The sequence below is a fragment of the Flavobacterium sp. genome (assembly GCF_040402955.1).
Lineage (GTDB): Bacteria > Bacteroidota > Bacteroidia > Flavobacteriales > Flavobacteriaceae > Flavobacterium.
On record NZ_JBBALQ010000026.1, the window covers coordinates 1 to 19,119 of the forward strand.

Here is a 19,119-nt window from a genome sequence, read left to right on the forward strand (position 1 = left end):
AAAGAAATATTAACAACTTAAAAATAAATCTCGTTTAATAATGCACAACGGGTTAGTATATTTACTGTTCTATTACTGCTTATAAAAAGGCATTTTATAATTTGCACATTCATTAATTATAAAAAAAAGTATATTTGTACGATGAACTGGTATGCCATTTACACCAAACCCCGAAGTGAAAAAAAAGTTGCTGATAAACTAGAAACTATAGGCATTGAGGCCTATTGCCCAATGGTTACTTCCATGAAACAGTGGAGTGACAGAACTAAAAAAGTCTCCATCCCGGTATTACCTTCTTATGTGTTTGTAAAACTTACCGAACCCAGGCGAAATGAAGTTTTTGATGTGTCTGGAGTGGTTAGATATGTGTTTTGGTTGGGGAAACCCGCCATAATTAGAGAAGCAGAAATAGATTTATTAAAAGAGCATCTTTCACAAGATTACTCTTCCGTAATACAAACCGCTTTACAAAGAGGCGATAAGTTGATTGTTCCTTCTGGATTCTTTAAAGGACAAGAAGGTGTAATAAAAAACACTACAAATTCTAAAATTCAACTTGTTTTAGAGTCCTTAGGCATTTTACTTACACTAGAAAAATAATTTTTTATTAAGCCTATATTTTGTTGGTTGCACTAAAACGTTTTTTCACATATTTGTAATAGAATAATGTATATAAAATATTATGTTTTTGAATTTGAATTTTCTTCTATCATTTTACGGCCAGCTTGAGAATAAACTCAATAAACCGTTTGGTCTAATTATTAAAATTGGTATTAATTATTTTATTTTTATCTCAAATTCTAGAACACCTAAATAGCAAGCGAAAAAATTAGTTTCTCATAGAGAACCCGATAATTATTGGGATGAATTAAATCTAAAAGGCAACACGAAAAATCTGAAAATTTATGTCGAAATTATTTTAAAAGTTAATTAACACAACGGGCAATTATTACTTTTTATTTGTTAAAAGTTTGAAAATAAAAAAAAACGAGTACTTTTGTTATACAAAATAAAAATCAGTGTTAGCTAATTTAATAACATCTAAAACCCGATTACGTCTGTTAGTGAAGTTTTTCATTAACGCAGCCAATGAAGGTTATTTAAGAGGATTGGCAACAGAAATGCACGAAAACACCAATGCCATACGCAAAGAATTGAATAATTTGGCTGATGCAGGCTATATTTTGAGAGAAGAACAGGAGTCCAAAATTATTTATCGCGCAAACAAAAAACATCCATTTTTCTCATTATTGCAGCAAATTGTGCGAAAACACATTGGGTTAGATGATATCATTGAAGCAGTAGTGGAGAGGATAGGAGAAGTAAATCGCGTTTTTTTAGTGGGCGATTATACCAAAGGAATTGACTCGGGAACAATTGAAGTAGTAATCGAAGGTGATAGGGTAGATCAATTTTATTTGGAACAATTGAAGCCAAAAATTGAAAACGAAATAAATAAAGCCATCATTTTTCAAATTACAAATCGATTTGAAGGTGATGGTTTATTAGTTTTCGAACAGGAATAAACCATTAGGTTTAAAAGTAAAATTGTTAGCTCAAAAATGGGACTGACCAGGCGAAGCCATGGAGTTAATAAGTCAATTAGTCAATTAATCTATAAGTAAAAGATATTTAAATTAAAAATTTGGAAACTGAAAATAACATAATAGTATCCGTAACCGGACTAGGCTATGTAGGATTGCCTTTAGCATTAGAATTCGCTAAGCAATACAAAGTCATTGGTTTTGATATCAACAAAGAACGAGTAGCTTTAATGCAACATGGTACTGATCCTTCCAACGAATTAACGGCAGCCGCTTTTGAAAATACAAACATCACGTTTACTTCTAATTTTGAAGAAGTTAAAGATGCCAATTTTCACATTATCGGCGTACCAACAGACATCGATAAAAACAAAGTGCCTAATTTAAAACCTTTGTTAAGTGCATCAAAAAGCATTGGAAAAATACTAAAAAAAGGCGACACCGTAGTATATGAATCAACCGTATATCCGGGCTGTACTGAAGAAGATTGTGTACCTGTTTTAGAAAAACACAGCGGTTTAAAAGCAGGTATCGATTTTCATTTTGGCTACAGTCCAGAACGAATTGTTCCAGGTGATAAAGTAAAAACAGTTACTAAAATTTTAAAAATTGTATCAGGAAACAGTTCTGAAGCACTTGAAAAAATTGCGGCTGTGTATGGTTCCATTATTCAAGCAGGTTTACATCATGCACCTTCGATAAAAGTAGCTGAAGCTGCCAAAGTAATAGAAAATACGCAACGCGACATCAACATATCATTAATGAATGAATTGGCTATTATTTTTGATAAAATGGGAATCGATACCCAAGCCGTAATAGAAGCCGCAGGAACAAAATGGAATTTTCACAAATACCAACCGGGTTTAGTGGGTGGACATTGTATTAGTGTCGATCCATTTTATTTAATGCACAAAGCGAAGAAAATCGGCATCGACCCTCAAGTCATTGCTGCAGGGCGAAGAGTAAATGATTTTATACCGACTTTTATTGCCAAAAGGGTGGTACAATCATTAATTGAACAAGATAAAAACCCAGGAAAGTCCAGAGTCTTAGTGATGGGAATTACGTTTAAAGAAGAAGTATCTGACATTCGTAATTCTAAAGTAATCGATTTGATAAAGGAACTAAAAGACTATTCTGTTGAGGTAGATGTAATTGATCCCAACGCTAGCGCGATAGAATTGAAACAACATTATAATGTAAGTCTGCAACCTAGTCCAACAGGAAAATACGACAGTATTATATTGGCGGTAGGGCATCAGGCCTATCGCAACATGACACCAAACGATTTCGAGAACCTATCAAATGGCCCCGTATATTTATTTGACATTAAAGGCGTCCTAAATAAAAATGACTTCAAAAATTATTGGAGATTGTAGTTAATTAGTCAATGTGCCAATTAGACAATGTGCCAATTTTAAAAAAAACTTTGTGAAACTTTGCGATAATTTTGCGAAACTTTGTGATATAACAAAAATAAAAAGTAAAGATTCTAAATTTAGACTTCTAATTTAAAACATATGGAAAACGACGAAATCACCTTAAAAGAACTCCTTCTTAAAACCAAAGAATGGTTCACGTTTTTACTTTCTAAGTCGAAAACAATAGTCTTAGCAGGAAGTATAGGTGCTGTATTAGGGCTTGGTTATTCTTTTTATAAAAAACCCATTTATACCGCTTCACTTTCTTACGCTGTAGAAGACGGAAAAGCGTCCGGCGGACTTGGAGGGGCATTAGGATTAGCCAGTTCATTCGGATTAGATTTAGGAGGATCAAGCGGTGGTGCTTTTTCTGGAAGTAACTTGATGGAGTTGTTCAAATCGCGTACGATGGTAGAGCAAACTTTACTAGCACCCGTAACACAAAACAATAAAACCATTTCCTTGGCCGAAATGTACATTCAAGATAAAAAGTGGCGCGGCAACTGGGAAGAAAAACCAGTGTTAAAAAGCATTACTTTTTTACCCAATTCCGATAGAACTAAATTTACCAGAGCACAAGACAGTATTTTTGGAGTAATTTATAAAGACTTATCCTCAGAGTCTTTAACCGTGGAGCAAAAAGACAAAAAAGTAGCCATTGGTACGATTACCATGAAAGGTACCAACGAATACTTTGCCCAACAATTTACCTTAGCACTAACCAATACGGTTACCGATTTTTACATCGAAACCAAAAGCAAACGTGCCAAAGAAAATATGGACATCTTGGTACGCCAAACGGATTCCATTCGTGGCGAATTAAACGGCGCCATAACTGGAGTTGCTGTAGCTAACGACAATACGTTTGGACTTAATCCAGCTCTAAACATAAAACGCGTGCCGTCAGCCAGACGCCAAGTTGATGTACAAGCAAACACCGCCATACTAACCGAAATCGTAAAACAAGCCGAGTTAGCTAAAGTAACCTTACGTAAAGAAACCCCATTAATACAAGTCATTGACCAACCGATATTACCCTTACCAAAGGAAAAATTCGGAAAAGCAAAAGGAATTATATTAGGCGCTATCTTAGCTGGGTTTTTAACCGTATTGGGATTGATTGTAAGAAGAATTTTTAAAGAGTTAAGTCTTTAGTTAATTAGATAATGTGCCAATTTGATAATTTGAAGATTTGATTCTAGTCAAAGCCGAACAAAGCGCAGCAAAACCTAAAACCTAAAACTTGAAACATGAAACAAAAAAACTAAAATGAAAAAAGCCATCATAGTCTCCGGATATTTTAATCCCATTCACAAAGGCCATATCGAGTATTTCAATAATGCCAAAGCGTTGGGCGATTACCTTATTGTGATAGTAAACAACGACAAACAACGTGCCTTAAAAGGCAGTAAAGAATTTCAAAAAGAAGACGAACGAGTGTTTATCGTCTCAAATATTAAAAGCGTTGACCAGGTATTTCTCTCCATTGATGAAGACCGCACTGTTTGCGCTACCATACAACACATCCACGAAAAATTACATCATGACTATCAACTGGCTTTTGCCAATGGTGGCGATCAAAACAACAACTCCATACCCGAAGCACCTGTTTGTGAAGCATTAGGAATAGATTTACTAGACGGATTGGGTGATAAAATTCAATCATCAAGTTGGTTGTTGAAATAAAAAATATCAAATTAGAAATAAACTTTAATCCTTATTTTATTTATATTTGATTACTTTAATAAAAAAATATGCTGAAACATTATAAAACATATGGATTATATGGTTTGATTAGACTGTTTAGGGATAAATTATTTACATATCTTTACTATCCAAGCGCTAGAATAATCAGATTGCCTTTTTATATAAGAGGGAAAAAAGGTATAAGAGGAGCCAAATCTCTTACAACGGGAGTAAATTTAAGAATTGATATTATTTTAAGAAAAAATTTTACTCCAATACTTCACATTGGAGATAATGTCCAATTTAATGATTATGTTCATATAGCCGTAGCTAAAGGGGTTTATATTGGAGATAATACACTAATTGCTTCTAAAGTTTTTATTTCCGACCATAATCATGGAAATTATACAAATGAAAATCAGACAAGCCCTAATACTCATCCTATTGAGAGAGAATTGTATTCAAAGGAAGTAAAAATTGGGAGAAATGTTTGGATTGGTGAATTTGTATCTATTTTACCAGGAGTTACAATTGGCGATGGTTCAATTATTGGTTCAACAAGTGTGGTGTCAAAAGATATTCCAGCGTTTTCTATTGCAGTTGGATCACCAGCTAAAGTGATTAAAACGTATGACCAGGATTCAAATAAATGGGTTAATATTAATAATAAATAGATGTATTTAATTGCCGCATTGGCTTATGCTTTTTCAATTTTTATTGATATTTCTGTATATTACATAAAGTATTATATTCAAGACAATAAAAATATTCGATATATTTTGTCATTAATTAATATTTTTCAATATTCAGCTAGAGCATTTGTTTTAATTTTTGTTCCCGTAATGTCTTATCTTACAGAGACAGTAAAAGACAAAAATAAAGTGTGGGAAATTACTTTAATTACGCATGTATTTGTGGTTTTATTTTTGCTTTTGTTGTTTCACACTAAGTTTATATTAAATTTTTCAAAATTTATTATTAAAATTTTAAATGTATTATTTGGCAAATCAAAAAAAATAGAAATTATTCATTTTAAACCAGTTGAAAAAAATAATAGTGTTTTTAAATCTTCAACATTGTTGTTTTTTTCAGTATCCTATTTAGCCGGATTTTTGTTTTCATTTAGTATTTCATTTTTATATATATTTAGTTTTTATTTTCCTACTAAAGCATTAATGTTAAGTTCTTTTGCTCAAATAATAAATATGTTTGGAGCCTTGCTACTAATTCTATTTATTGATCCAAAAATAATGAGTTTAATTGATAAAGAAGAGGGACTTTTTGAAATTAAGGTATTTACAATAAGCAGAATATTAGTGCATATAACTTTAGTTATAATCTTGTTTTTGATTAAATGACACTAACAATAATATTTATATCAATCTTATTTTTTAATTATTATTTTTTGTGTCAAAATCACATTAAATATCAAAATAAAGTATTTTATTTACTATCATTTATTCTTTTATCCATTGTTTTAAGATTACTTATACCTACAGATATAAATAAAGACTACATAGGGTATTATGAGCTTTATAACTATAACAATCCTGAAAATATTTTATCGTTTTTAATATCTGAGCCCTATTTATTTATTATATATAAATTCTTCGAATTATTTACTTCAAATAAACGTATTATAATTGAATGTATTTATTGGTTTAATTTACTAATTAGTCTTTATTTTTATATTTGGTTAGCCTATAGAAAAGATATTGAACTTTGGAAAAAAGTTGTAATTTTTGTATTTTATTATTTTCTAACAAGTTATGTAGTATTAAGAAACGCTCCGGTTTATTTTATCTACTCGTATTTTTTTTATTATAGTTTTAGAGCTATACAGTACAGAAAAATATTTTTTTCGCCATTTATGCACATAAGTTCCGCACCGTTTCTTTTGCTTTTATTTTACAAAAGCAAAAATTATTTTAAATATTTATCTTTAGCATTATTACTATTTATTCCTATTTTATTTTTTGTAGTTTTTCCAATAATTGATAGTATTGAAGAATTACAGCAATCTTTAAACAAAGTTGACGCCTACACAGAAGGCGAGTCTGAGGTTGGTGTTTTTCATAAAATTTATTTTTGCTTTATTACTTTATTATTAATTATTAATTGGTTAAATTTTAAAAAAAAATTATTTCACCCATTAATTATAACAACATTTATTATTTATTACATCTCATTTTTTATTAATCCCGTTATTGGATTTAGGTTTTCTCCTTATATTATTTTAGTATTATTATTGAATAATTTTGAAGGTAAATATAATTTTCCTGCTTTAACAAAGGTTTTGAATTTAATCATTATCTTATTATTGCCTTATTTTATTTTTACTTTTATAGATACCCATCATCTATGAATGTTTTAGTAATTCTTGCGTCTTTTAACGGAAAAAAATATATTAAAGAACAAATTGATTCTATTTTAGCTCAAGAAGGAGTCCAAGTTTCATTAAACATTTATGATGATTGCAGTAATGATGGAACTTTTGACTTTTTAGTTACAGAGTACTCGTCTAAAACAAGTCAAATTCAAATTTTAAAAAATAGAATACCAACAGGTAGTGCAGCAAATAACTTTTTACAAGCAATAAAAAACATTGACAACAATGAAATAGAAAAACATGATTTTATTGCTTTTGCAGACCAAGATGATATTTGGCTTCCTAATAAACTTTTTGAAGCAGGACAAAAGTTGAGAACGGAGAATTCAAATTTGTATTTTTCAAATTTGATACTATGGAATCAAGAATTGAAAACTAAATCATTAATTAAAAAATCATATCCCCAAAAAAAATATGATTATCTATTTGAAGGCGGTAGTGCAGGATGTACTTATGTTATGACTAAAAAATTAATCTATTTAGTTAAAGAGTATATTAATAAAGTAGATTATTTAAATTGGAAATATTTTTCCCATGATTGGTTTGTTTATTTTATTGCTAGGACTAATAATTTAAAAGTTTTTATTGACAATCGAGCTTTTATATTATACAGAATACATGATTCAAATGTGCACGGCCAATTAAATACTTTATCATTTTACGCGATAAAACAAAGATTAAAATTAATTATAAATGGTTGGTATTATATTCAATCTAAAGGATTTCTTAATTTATTACCACCTGAATCAAAAGAAGCAAATATTTATATTTTATACACTAAAAATTATTTTACCAGAATATATGTAATTTTAAGATATAATTTTTCTTTAATGAGAAGTACTAAAAAAGCAATACAATTTTTTATACTTAACATGGCGCCTTTAAAAATTAAAAATTAAAATGTATAACATAGCTTTTAAATCCATTATAGATTTTTTTGTTTCATTTGTGATTCTTGTCATTACAGCTCCAATTCTGATAATTGTTACTTTATTTTTATTATTTGCTAACCAAGGTAAACCGTTTTTTTATCAACTAAGACCAGGAAAAAATAACAAAATTTTTAAGATTATCAAGTTTAAAACAATGAATGATAAAAAAGCAACTGATGGAAAATTACTTTCAGATGCAGAACGTTTAACAAAAATAGGCAATTTTGTAAGGAAGACATCATTAGATGAATTACCTCAATTAATTAACGTATTAAAAGGAGAAATGAGCTTAATAGGACCAAGACCTTTGTTGCCAGAATATTTACCTTTATACAATGAAACTCAAAAAAAGAGACACGAAGTAAGGCCAGGAATTACTGGCTGGGCTCAGGTAAATGGTCGAAATGCAATTAGTTGGTCTCAAAAATTTGAATTTGATGTTTGGTATGTAAATCATGTGTCTTTTTTACTTGATTGTAAAATTTTATATTTAACAGTAAATAAAGTTTTTAAGCGAGAAGGTATAAATTCAGAAAACTCAGTTTCAGCAGAAGCTTTTAATGGGAAAAACTAAATAAAACAAGCTTAGTTTTCCAAGTTCTTTATAAACCCCATTTTTTATTTAACTTTCAAAACTATACTTTTTTTAGATTAGATTTTTAAAAGTTTATTATCATACTTTAACAAAAAAAATGGTAATTTAGCATTTTAATTACGGGTAATTTTTTACTTATTAAAACTATACATCAACTAGGTGTAGTTGTATAATTTATTATAGATGAATACAAACATATTAGCATATTTAAACCAAACAGTTCAAAAATTTCCAAACAATATTGCTATTGATGATAATGAAAGTGAAATTTCATTTTTTGAGTTAAATGAACTTTCTGATAAGATTGCTTCATTTATTGCCTCAAAATTTAATTTAAATAGAAAACCTATTGGTGTTTTTTTACCAAAAAACAGGTGGTCTGTTTGCGCTTTTTTAGCAATTTGTAAAAGTGGTAATTTTTATGTGCCACTAGATACAAAATCGCCATTAGAAAGGATTTCAAAAATTTTAGATAATTTAAAATCTGATTTAATAGTAACAGATTTATATCATTCAGAAATTTTAAAAAATACCGGTTTTAGCGAAGAGATTATTTTGATTGAAGAAGCGGTAAATATAATTCCATCAGAAAAGCAATTTGAGGTTATTCGAGAAATTTCAGAAAAAATTATAGACACAGATCCAATCTATGCTATTTACACATCTGGTTCAACTGGCGTTCCAAAAGGCGTTTTGATTTCTCAAAAAGGCGTAATAGATTTTATACAATGGTCCAAAAGCACCTATTCAATAAATGAAACACATATTATTGGCAATCAAGTCCCTTTTTATTTTGATGTTTCTACGATGGACATTTATTTAATGGTATTTACTGGGGCGAAATTGGTTATAATTCCAGAGGATCGATTTACTTTTCCAATAAAATTAATTGAATTTGTAAATGAAAAAAAAATAAACACAATTTGCTGGGTTCCTTCTGTTTTAAATAACGTTTCAAATTTTGACGTCTTTTCAGCCTTAAAACCTACAACTTTACAAAATATATTTTTTGCTGGAGAGGCGATGTCAAATAAACATTTAAACTATTGGAGAAAAAACTATCCAAACGCACGATATGCTAATTTATATGGTCCAACAGAAATTACTGTAATTTGTACTTTTTATACTATTAATAGAGATTTTAAAGACGACGAGTCTTTGCCTATTGGAAAAGTTTGTAAAAACATGGAGGCGATTATTGTTAAAGAAGACGGTGAAATTTCAAGAAAAGGTGAGATTGGCGAACTATGCATAAGAGGTTCTGGTTTGGCTTTTGGATATTATAATGACCCGGAAAAAACAAAACAAGCATTTGTGCAAAATCCAACACATAATTCTTATCCAGATTTAGTATATAAAACAGGAGATCTGGTTTATGAAAATGAATTTGATGAGATTATGTTTGTAGGAAGAAAAGACTCACAAATTAAACATATCGGTTATCGGATTGAACTTGGCGAAATAGAAAACGCTATTTTAGGTATTGAAAGTGTAAAAAATTCTTGTGTTTTGTATGATGATGTAAATAAACAAATTGTAGCCTTTTATATTTCTGAAAAACCAAGTATTGAAATTAGAAAACAATTAATTAAAACATTGCCAAAATATATGATTCCAACAAAGTGGATTAATGTCGATCAATTTCCATTTAATGCAAATGGAAAAATTGCTAGATTGGAACTCAAAAATCAAATATAAATGACGGACTTAGAGGTTTTAAACAGCATTAAAGAAAAACAATATTTTACTAATTCATTATTATTAGAACGCGACATATTCGACGAAAATCAAGTTTGTAAGTTTGAAAATCAATCAACAAATGAGTTTTTTTGCTTTTTTAAAAAAACAAAATATGATTACGAAAATATGTTTTTCTATGCCAATCACTCCTCATTAAGTAGTAAGAATTCAATTGAATGGAAAAAAACACGGTTTGTTACCGAGTTTTTAACATTAGAAAAAAATACAGACACAATATCTATAGTTGATCAATGGTTAAAAGCACAAGGTAGTTATCACTACAGAACTGTCTTTAGAATGTATTATATAAAACCAACACATCAAAACTATGTTTTTGACTCGCGCGTGCAACAACCTTTAGAAGACGATTTTGAAGAAATTTTATTTTTATTAGAACAAAATTTTGATAAATACAGCGAAAGAATTCCAACTTTAGATAAGTTAAAAGAATGGCAAAATAGCACATTTATTATTAAAGAAAATAATGAAATTGCGGCTGTTTTGGTAACAGAAACTAAAGGGCAAAGTAACGAGCAACATTTTTGGCTGGTTGTGGAGAAATTTCGCGGGAAAGGCTATGGGGAATTGATTTTTACACATTGTTTAAATTTTAATCCTAATATAACCCGATACATGAGTTGGTTGGATGTTAGAAATAAATATTCAATAAAAAAACATGCCGAATTTGGCTTTAAAAAAGACAGAATTTATAATCATATATACCTAAATAGCAAAATAATGAAAGAAGAAATAATTAAAATTTTAGAAGAAGCAAGACCAGAATTTAACTTTAATGACGAAAATATTGACTTTATTTCGGCGGGTTATTTAGATTCTTTTGATTTAATAACACTAGTAGTAGATTTAGAAACAAAATTTGATGTTAAAATATTAGGTGCTTTAATTCTTCCAGAAAATTTTTCAAGTGTAGCAGCAATTCTGAAATTAATAGAGACGTCAAAAAATGCATCTTAAATTTAAAAATAAAAAAATTACAGGAATTTTGTCTGTTTTACCAAGTAATGAAATTAATTATTTGGACGAAATTGGCAATTATAATTTTTCCGAAAAACAATCTATCAAGCTAGGAAAGATTATGGGCTACGGTTCCAGAAGAATAGTAAATAGTAACACTTCTGTATCAGATTTATGTACATATGGATTAAATTATTTATTTGATAATAATTTGCTAGATAAAAATTCATTTCAATCTATAGTCCTTTGTACACAATCTCCGGATCATTTTATTCCAGCTACAAGTAATATTATTGCGGGGAATTTGAATTTGTCAGATGATGTAATTTGTTTGGATATTAATCAAGGATGTGCAGGTTTTGAGGTAGGTCTTATGCAATCATTTATGTTGTTAGATACCGGTGCAATAAACAAAGTAGTATTGCTAAATGCAGATGTTTTAAGTAAAAAAGTATCAATTAAAGATAGGAACAGCAGGCCATTAGTTGGAGACGGAGCTTCTATTACTATAATTGAGAATTGTGAAAATGATGAGACAATAGATATATTTTTGAAAATGGACGGCTCGGGAGCATTAAGTTTGCAAATACCAGCAGGAGGCTTTAAATTTCCATCTGATGAAAAAACTTCCGAATTGGTTCAGGATGCAGCGGGTAATTATAGGTCGTTAAATGATTTAGTTATGAAAGGAGATGAAGTATTCAATTTTGTTCAAACTAAAGTACCTGAATTATTATACGAAATGTTTGAAAAATTAAAAATAGACAAATCATTTTTTGATTACTATTTTTTTCATCAACCCAATAAATTCATGTTAGAAAAATTAGCTGAAAAGTTGGAAATACCTTATGAAAAAATGCCAAATAATATTTGTGAAAAATATGGCAACGGAAGTAATAACACAGTTCCTTTAACAATATGTGAAAATTTAGGTAAAAGTTCATTGAAAGGAAGTTATAAAGTTTGTTTAGGAGGATTTGGAGTTGGTTTAACATGGAGTTTAATCAATTGTAAGTTAGAAAATTTAGAGTTTTGTGAAATAATAAATTATTAAATATGAAAGAACAATTATTAGATAAATTAGCCGAAATACTTGAGGTTGACCAAGTTTCTTTAAGTGATGAATTAGAAAGTTTTGATGAATGGGATTCGTTAACCGCGTTATCCATTATTGCTTTAGCACATTCAGATTATAATAAAAAACTAACTAATGATTTAATAAAAGAATTTAAATCTATAAATGATTTAGTAAGTTTTATTTTAAACTGATGGAAACAATTCTTTTAACCGGAGTTACATCATCAATTGGCGAGGAATTGGCTTTATTCTTATCAAAAAAATATAGAATAATATTATCTGGGAGAGATAACAACAAATTATTAAATCAAAGTAATAAACTATATGGTGAAAATCATTTAATTTGGTGTTGTGATTTTATAAATGAAAATATATCGGAGTCTTTAGAATCTTTCCTAAGAAAATTTGAAATAAAAATAAATCATTTTCTTCATGTAGGCGGAGATTTTTCAATTTCGCCCATTAGATTGCAAAAAAAAGAAAACACATTAAAATCTTTTCAGGTTAATGTTTTTTCCGCAATTGAAATAATAAGCGTTTTGAGTAAGAAAGAGTTTAAATCAGAGCTAAAAAACATATTATTTTTTTCTAGTATTTCAACTAAAAGAGGTAAGGCGGGTTATGCAGTTTATGCAGCTGCAAAAAGCGCATTAATTGGTTTGACAAAGTCTTTAGCTATTGAGTTAAATCCAATAAAAGTTAACTGTTTAGTTATTGGAGCAGTTGTTACCAAAACTACAGAATTTATAATTAAAGGGATAGAAGAAACGTTAAATTCTCATATTCCTCTAGGATTGTCTAATTCGAGCGTTTTGAACGAATGGGTTTTGTTTTTGTTAGAGAAGGATATATGGATGACAGGCCAAGAAGTAATAATTGATGGTGGAGCCACTGTTTTGTAATTTAAATAAAAGGGCAACATTTTATAGATGTGTTTCTAAATTATTTAATGTTTGTACTTATTTTATTGTAGAAGAGGATAAATTAATAATAATTGATCCAGGAAAATTAGATGATAAAGTGTTTGAATGGTTAAATAAATACAAGGGGATTAATAAAACTGTTTACATATCACACGAACATTTTGATCATCATTATCATGCAAATAGAATTTTTGAATTAGAAAAAACATGCTTTTTTTCTCCAAGTGAAAATTTTAACGACGCGTTGAAAGACACTAGAAAAAACTTGTCATATTTTTATGATGATCCAATAGAAACAAAACCGAATTTAATTACTTCAGAGCATTATCTTGAAATAATTAAAACTCCTGGGCATAGCGTGGAATCTTATTGTTTTATTTATGATAATGTTTTATTTGGTGGGGATTCAATTATAGAAAAAAAAAATTTAGTTTTTAAATTGCCAGGTGGAAATAGAAATGAATTTATAAAATCGGTAGATAATCTTAATAAAATAATTGATTCAAATACAATTGTGCTTCCAGGACATGGAGATTTATTTTGTTATAATGAATGGATAATATGAAAAAAGTAATAATAATTGGCGCAGGCTCTCAAGCCGCAGAATTAGAAGAGTATATATTTGAAAATAACTTAATAGAAAATTGTTTTCAAATCATTGGTTATTTAGATGATTCAAAAGAAAATTATAATAAATCAAAATTAAGCTACCCATTATTAGGAGGGATTTATTATGATAAAATAACCGATGAAATTGAATTAATTTTGTCAATTAATAATATCAAATTGAGAAGCAGTATAATTGATTTTTATAAGAAAAAAAATATAGTTTTCTCGAATTTTAAACATCATACGGCTAGAGTATTTAGAACAGCGGTTATTGGAGAAGGTAATATTATTTGTCCATATTCTCAAATAGGACCAAATGTAATTATTGGTAGTTTTAATACTTTTAATAACAAATCCAGTGTAGGTCATGATTCAATTATTGGTGATAACAATGTATTTTGTCCAAATATTGGGCTTTCTGGAAACACAAAAATTGGAAATAATAATTTTTTTAGTCTTAATGTTGCTACTATACCAAGTGTTTCAGTAGGAGATTATAATGTAATTGCACCAAATATGGTGATAGAAAAGAATATTGATTCAAATTCCACATTTTTTCAAAGGTTTAAGGAAAGAGTGTTGGTTATACCAAAAGAATGATACATAATGAATAACTCAAAAATATGGCTTTCCTCGCCGCACATGGGAGGAACCGAACAACAATACATTAAAGAAGCCTTTGATGCCAATTGGGTAGCGCCTTTAGGGCCAAACGTAAATGGACTGGAACAAGACTTAGAAAACTATTTAGGCAATCAAACCCACGTTGGGGCTTTAAGTTCTGGAACAGCCGCTATCCATTTAGGGTTAATTTTATTGGATGTGCAAGCGGGAGACGAGGTAATTTGCCAGAGCATGACTTTTTCGGCATCGGCAAATCCAATTTTATATCTTAGCGCCACGCCTGTTTTTATAGATAGCGAGGAGCAGACTTGGAACATTTGTCCTGTTGCTTTAGAGCAAGCCATTCAAGATCGAATTCAAAAAGGCAAGAAACCTAAAGCAATTATTGCTGTACATTTATATGGCGTGCCGTATCAAATAGAATCAATAAGAGAAATTGCAGATAAATATACTATTCCAATTCTTGAAGATAGCGCAGAAGCTTTAGGGAGTTCTTACAAAGGGCAAAAATGTGGTACATTTGGGGATATTGGTATTTTGTCATTTAACGGCAATAAAATCATTACCACTTCGGGTGGTGGAGCCATAGTGACGCAAACAGCAGCACTAAAAGAAAAAGCCATTTTCTATGCTACGCAATCAAGAGACAACGCGCCACATTACCAACACAGCCATATTGGCTACAATTACCGTATGAGTAACATTTGTGCAGGAATTGGACGAGGTCAAATGGAAGTCTTAGACAAGCATGTGGCCTTACGCAGACAAATGCACGATTTTTATGTAGCAGTTTTTGCATCGATTGAAGGTGTGGAAGTATTTTCTACGCCAAACGACGATTATTTTGCCAATTATTGGTTGAGTGCCATTATTATTGACGAAAATAAAACCAAAGGCATCACAAGAGAAACCCTTCGATTAGCCTTAGAATCCGAAAACATAGAATCCCGTCCGTTATGGAAACCCATGCATTTGCAACCTATTTTCTTCAACTACCCTTATTACGGCAAAACAGTAGCAGAAAATTTATTCGAAAACGGATTGTGCTTACCCTCTGGTTCTAATCTTACCGATGAGGATCGCACCCGAATAAAAAAAGCAATACATACTATTTTCAAACACCAATAAAAAAACCACCAGATGGCGGTTTTTTTATTGTTTATTTCATTTTTTATTTCAAAACTTACGTATTAGATAATTCCCTTTGCGTTCCTTGCGAAAAACTTCGCGAACCATGCGGTTAAAGCATTCAGTTTTCGTAAATCCCAAATCGTAAATCCCAAATCCCCACTTTATCAATCTAAAAATCTAAAGATCTAACAATCTAAAATTCTAACTCAAATTTTCCAAATCAAATTCATTCCACCACGATACGGCAACCATTCGCCACTTTTATTAAATTTATCGGCATCTTCATAGCGAATACCAGTAGTACTATCGTATCCTTTATAAAAACTTTGAATCGTACCACCCCCAACAAACGCTTCTAAACCAAACTTTTCGGTTACGGCATACACATAACCAATACTAATTCCGGCCATGTAATTATATCCTTTTTGATACAGATTGCTATTTGCATAATTGTATTTTTGAAGATGAAACGTACTTCCTCCAATATGTCCTCCTACATAAAAACCCGTAAGTTCAGGCTTCGAATAATAACGAATTTCTGGAGTAATAATTAAAAACTTTAAAGGCATGTTATGATAGCGATTAAATGTAGATCCAATAGCATCAATATGAAAGCTAAAACGTTTACCTAATCCTTTTTCGTAACCAACTGAAGGAAAGCCAAGTAGCGTGGTTGCAGCATTTACATGAACCCGTTGCTGCCCAACACCACCTATAAAAAACAACATAAAGCAACCAACTAAAAAACGTTTCATATTTTAAATTTTTTGTAAATATAAGTATTTATTCTAGCAACAAGAATGTAAATAAAACAACAATAAATTTTTTTAATCAAAAAAAGCATAACTTTGTTTGAAGTAATTTCCCCTAAAATGCAACATAAAATAAGAGCCTTTATTAATTTAAAAAAATTAACTTTTTTACCTAATTGGTCAATTTTAGTAATCGATTTTATTATTTCGGCTTTAGTGGCAACCACAAATTATGCTATTTTTAAAATTATAGGAGTCGAATTTTTTAATGTACTCCAAGTAGTTGAAAGACTAGCAATACTTGTAAGTGTGTTGCTTTTTTATTTTATTATTTTTAAAACATATACAGGGATCATTCGATATTCGACTTTACAGGATGCGATTCGAATTTTTAAAGCGGTCTTTTCCACATTTTTAACAATTGCCGCTTTTGATACGATATACTTTTTAATATACAACACACACGTTTTTGTGTTAATGACCATTTTATTATCAACACTAGTTATATGTTTTAGTTTAGTTTCTTTTAGAATTTTTATTAAAACATTATTTAAATACTTTACAGGTGATGATAAATATAATAAAGCAAAAAAAATTGTAATTATTGGCGTAAATAGTACTACTATTGCATTAGGGGATACGCTATTAAATGACTCTTCTACCTTTAAATTAAAGTTCTTTATAGATAAAAATAAACGATTAAATAATAAAAATATATTAGGAATTCCTGTCATTGCAAAAACAAATTCCATTATTTCCATACTTCGATACAATAAAATCAAACACGTAGTATTAATTAAGGATTTTTTGCCAGAAAAAGAAGAATTAGAATTTTTAAATGATTGTTTACGAGTTAAAATTAATGTGTATAATACGAAGTTGGTAAGCGACTTGGATTCCGAGGTAAGTTCTGCCAAATCATTAAAAAAATACACCATTAACGAATTGATGTTTAGAGACACCATAAGTATTGATAATCCAAACGTAATTGAAACCTTCAAAGAAAGAACCGTTTTAATAACAGGTGGTGCAGGATCTATAGGTAGCGAAATTGTCAATCAAATTGCAAAATTCAATCCACACCGAATTGTAATAGTAGACCAAGCCGAAACACCTTTAAACAGCATTCAGCTTAAAATGGCAGCCGCATTTCCGCAAATTACTTGCGAATATGAATTAGTGGATGTAACCAATACAAAAGAAGTTCAATCGGTTTTTGAAAAATACAAACCCGAAATAGTTTTTCATGCCGCGGCATACAAACATGTACCTGTTTTAGAAAATAACTTTATGCAAGCCATAAAAGTTAATGTTTTTGGCACTAAAAATGTGTTAGATGCAGCACTAAAATTTGGTTCAAAGCGCTTTGTTTTTGTATCTACAGATAAAGCAGTAAACCCTACAAATATTATGGGCGCCTCTAAGCGATTGGCTGAAATTATAGTTCAATCAAACTTCTACCAACAAAAAAGTGACGAAAAACTTCAAATTATCATAACCCGTTTTGGAAATGTACTAGGTTCAAATGGATCAGTAGTAAATCTTTTCGAAGAACAAATTAAAAATGGCGGACCAATAACTGTAACACATCCAGAAATCAATAGATTTTTCATGACTATTCCAGAAGCGTGTAAGTTGGTTTTAGAAGCAGGAACGATGGGTGCTGGAGGCGAGATTTTTGTTTTTGATATGGGAAAACCAATACTAATAAGAGAATTAGCAGAAAAAATGATTCGTTTAAGCGGGAAAGAACCCTATAAGGACATTGATATTATATATTCTGGATTACGACCTGGGGAAAAACTATATGAAGAACTCTTGTCAGATTCCTCAAAAACATTACCAACGTATCATTCAAAAATTCTAATTGCACAAGATCCTGTGCCCTGTTTTGAAAGCGTTAGCGAGTTTTTAGTCAAAATAAAAGACAATTCATTTGAAACAAAAGAAGCACTGATTGATGTAATCAAAGAAATGGTACCCGAATTTATTCAAACACCACAAGAATAAAAATTGGTAAACAATATTATGACAATTTTATTAATCGGTATAGGTTTTTTATTTTTAGTGTTAGGAATCACAGCAATTGACACACAATCAAATGGGTTTTTTACACAAGAGCGAATTGGGCAACACGGAAAATCATTTCTGATTTATAAGTTACGAACCCTTCATTCAAAAACAAATAAAACCGCTTTTTGGGGACGAATGTTACGAAAAACCAAGTTAGACGAACTTCCGCAACTTCTTAATATTTTAAAAGGTCAAATGACTTTTGTAGGCCCTCGCCCAGACGTTCTTGGCTATGCAGATGAATTAGTAGGAGCAGACAGAATACTACTAACTCTAAAACCAGGCGTTACCGGACTTGCCTCTATAAAATACCGCAACGAAGAACAAATCCTATCCCAACAAACCAACCCACAAAAGTATAACGATGAGGTCATTTGGCCAGACAAAGTAAGAATAAACAAATGGTACGCCCAAAACCGCACATTTGTAATGGACTTACAAATCCTTTTTTACACCCTGTTTCCCATTTCTTTTGATGTAGATTCATTTATTGCGAAAAGGAATTAGTAATTAGCACTAAGTTAGCTCTAATTACCACATTCACTTATTGCTTCATTGCCATATTACCACATTGGCACATTGGCACATTGTCTCTTTGTCATCCTATGTTTGTACTTTATTTAGGATTTACAAAAATTAAAGTAAATT

Annotated in this window: 20 protein-coding genes; 19 read left to right on the forward strand and 1 reads right to left on the reverse strand. The window is 30.1% G+C overall.

Annotated elements, in window-relative coordinates; genetic code table 11:
- Nucleotides 1-141: 141 nt before the first annotated feature.
- The 17 genes from ABWP78_RS08790 to ABWP78_RS08870 all read left to right on the forward strand — a co-directional run bounded on the left by ABWP78_RS08790 (nucleotide 142) and on the right by ABWP78_RS08870 (nucleotide 15,643).
- The gene (locus tag ABWP78_RS08790; protein ID WP_353170619.1) at nucleotides 142-600 is read left to right on the forward strand and encodes a UpxY family transcription antiterminator; all 459 of its coding nucleotides are present in this window, start codon (nucleotides 142-144) and stop codon (nucleotides 598-600) included.
- Between the two features lie 419 nt (nucleotides 601-1,019).
- Nucleotides 1,020-1,526, forward strand: a complete 507-nt coding sequence (locus ABWP78_RS08795) for an ArsR family transcriptional regulator (RefSeq protein WP_353170620.1) — start codon at nucleotides 1,020-1,022, stop codon at nucleotides 1,524-1,526.
- Nucleotides 1,527-1,645: 119 nt separating this feature from the next.
- Complete coding sequence (locus ABWP78_RS08800) at nucleotides 1,646-2,923, forward strand: nucleotide sugar dehydrogenase (protein ID WP_353170621.1); 1,278 nt, start codon at nucleotides 1,646-1,648, stop codon at nucleotides 2,921-2,923.
- Nucleotides 2,924-3,064: 141 nt separating this feature from the next.
- Nucleotides 3,065-4,120 (forward strand): lipopolysaccharide biosynthesis protein, encoded by a 1,056-nt coding sequence (locus ABWP78_RS08805; protein ID WP_353170623.1) that lies wholly within the window; start codon nucleotides 3,065-3,067, stop codon nucleotides 4,118-4,120.
- A gap of 114 nt (nucleotides 4,121-4,234) precedes the next feature.
- Nucleotides 4,235-4,651 carry an adenylyltransferase/cytidyltransferase family protein gene (locus ABWP78_RS08810; protein ID WP_353170625.1) on the forward strand — a complete coding sequence of 139 codons (417 nt, stop codon included), beginning with the start codon at nucleotides 4,235-4,237 and terminating at the stop codon, nucleotides 4,649-4,651.
- Nucleotides 4,652-4,719: 68 nt separating this feature from the next.
- Complete coding sequence (locus ABWP78_RS08815; RefSeq protein WP_353170626.1) at nucleotides 4,720-5,325, forward strand: LbetaH domain-containing protein; 606 nt, start codon at nucleotides 4,720-4,722, stop codon at nucleotides 5,323-5,325.
- The gene (locus ABWP78_RS08820; RefSeq protein WP_353170628.1) at nucleotides 5,326-6,009 is read left to right on the forward strand and encodes an alkanesulfonate monooxygenase; all 684 of its coding nucleotides are present in this window, start codon (nucleotides 5,326-5,328) and stop codon (nucleotides 6,007-6,009) included.
- A gap of 1,003 nt (nucleotides 6,010-7,012) precedes the next feature.
- Nucleotides 7,013-7,939, forward strand: a complete 927-nt coding sequence (locus tag ABWP78_RS08825) for a glycosyltransferase (protein WP_353170630.1) — start codon at nucleotides 7,013-7,015, stop codon at nucleotides 7,937-7,939.
- A 1-nt stretch (nucleotide 7,940) separates the two neighbouring features.
- The gene (locus tag ABWP78_RS08830) at nucleotides 7,941-8,546 is read left to right on the forward strand and encodes a sugar transferase (protein WP_353170632.1); all 606 of its coding nucleotides are present in this window, start codon (nucleotides 7,941-7,943) and stop codon (nucleotides 8,544-8,546) included.
- A gap of 204 nt (nucleotides 8,547-8,750) precedes the next feature.
- A complete protein-coding gene (locus ABWP78_RS08835) occupies nucleotides 8,751-10,265 on the forward strand; it encodes an amino acid adenylation domain-containing protein (RefSeq protein WP_353170634.1) in 1,515 nt (504 codons plus the stop codon).
- Nucleotides 10,266-11,282: a GNAT family N-acetyltransferase gene (locus ABWP78_RS08840; protein ID WP_353170636.1), complete on the forward strand. Its 1,017-nt coding sequence runs from the start codon at nucleotides 10,266-10,268 to the stop codon at nucleotides 11,280-11,282.
- Nucleotides 11,272-12,336: a 3-oxoacyl-ACP synthase III family protein gene (locus tag ABWP78_RS08845; RefSeq protein ID WP_353170637.1), complete on the forward strand. Its 1,065-nt coding sequence runs from the start codon at nucleotides 11,272-11,274 to the stop codon at nucleotides 12,334-12,336. Before ABWP78_RS08840 ends, ABWP78_RS08845 begins: the two co-directional genes overlap by 11 nt.
- Nucleotides 12,337-12,338: 2 nt before the next feature.
- Entirely contained in the window at nucleotides 12,339-12,551 is a 213-nt protein-coding gene (locus ABWP78_RS08850) for an acyl carrier protein (protein WP_353170639.1), read from the forward strand.
- Nucleotides 12,551-13,261: an SDR family oxidoreductase gene (locus ABWP78_RS08855; RefSeq protein WP_353170640.1), complete on the forward strand. Its 711-nt coding sequence runs from the start codon at nucleotides 12,551-12,553 to the stop codon at nucleotides 13,259-13,261. Before ABWP78_RS08850 ends, ABWP78_RS08855 begins: the two co-directional genes overlap by 1 nt.
- Nucleotides 13,242-13,847 (forward strand): MBL fold metallo-hydrolase, encoded by a 606-nt coding sequence (locus ABWP78_RS08860; protein ID WP_353170642.1) that lies wholly within the window; start codon nucleotides 13,242-13,244, stop codon nucleotides 13,845-13,847. The genes ABWP78_RS08855 and ABWP78_RS08860 overlap by 20 nt, the downstream gene beginning before the upstream one ends.
- Entirely contained in the window at nucleotides 13,844-14,491 is a 648-nt protein-coding gene (locus tag ABWP78_RS08865) for an acetyltransferase (protein ID WP_353170644.1), read from the forward strand. Before ABWP78_RS08860 ends, ABWP78_RS08865 begins: the two co-directional genes overlap by 4 nt.
- Nucleotides 14,492-14,497: 6 nt before the next feature.
- A complete protein-coding gene (locus tag ABWP78_RS08870; protein WP_353170646.1) occupies nucleotides 14,498-15,643 on the forward strand; it encodes a DegT/DnrJ/EryC1/StrS family aminotransferase in 1,146 nt (381 codons plus the stop codon).
- A 209-nt stretch (nucleotides 15,644-15,852) separates the two neighbouring features.
- Here ABWP78_RS08870 and ABWP78_RS08875 read toward each other — a convergent pair whose 3' ends face one another.
- Nucleotides 15,853-16,401: a DUF3575 domain-containing protein gene (locus ABWP78_RS08875; RefSeq protein ID WP_353170648.1), complete on the reverse strand. Its 549-nt coding sequence runs from the start codon at nucleotides 16,399-16,401 to the stop codon at nucleotides 15,853-15,855.
- Nucleotides 16,402-16,518: 117 nt separating this feature from the next.
- Between ABWP78_RS08875 and ABWP78_RS08880 the strand changes: the two genes are divergently transcribed.
- Together ABWP78_RS08880 and ABWP78_RS08885 are read left to right on the forward strand one after the other, a co-directional pair.
- Complete coding sequence (locus ABWP78_RS08880) at nucleotides 16,519-18,408, forward strand: polysaccharide biosynthesis protein (RefSeq protein ID WP_353170649.1); 1,890 nt, start codon at nucleotides 16,519-16,521, stop codon at nucleotides 18,406-18,408.
- Between the two features lie 18 nt (nucleotides 18,409-18,426).
- Nucleotides 18,427-18,978 carry a sugar transferase gene (locus tag ABWP78_RS08885; protein ID WP_353170651.1) on the forward strand — a complete coding sequence of 184 codons (552 nt, stop codon included), beginning with the start codon at nucleotides 18,427-18,429 and terminating at the stop codon, nucleotides 18,976-18,978.
- The last annotated feature ends 141 nt before the right edge of the window (nucleotides 18,979-19,119 follow it).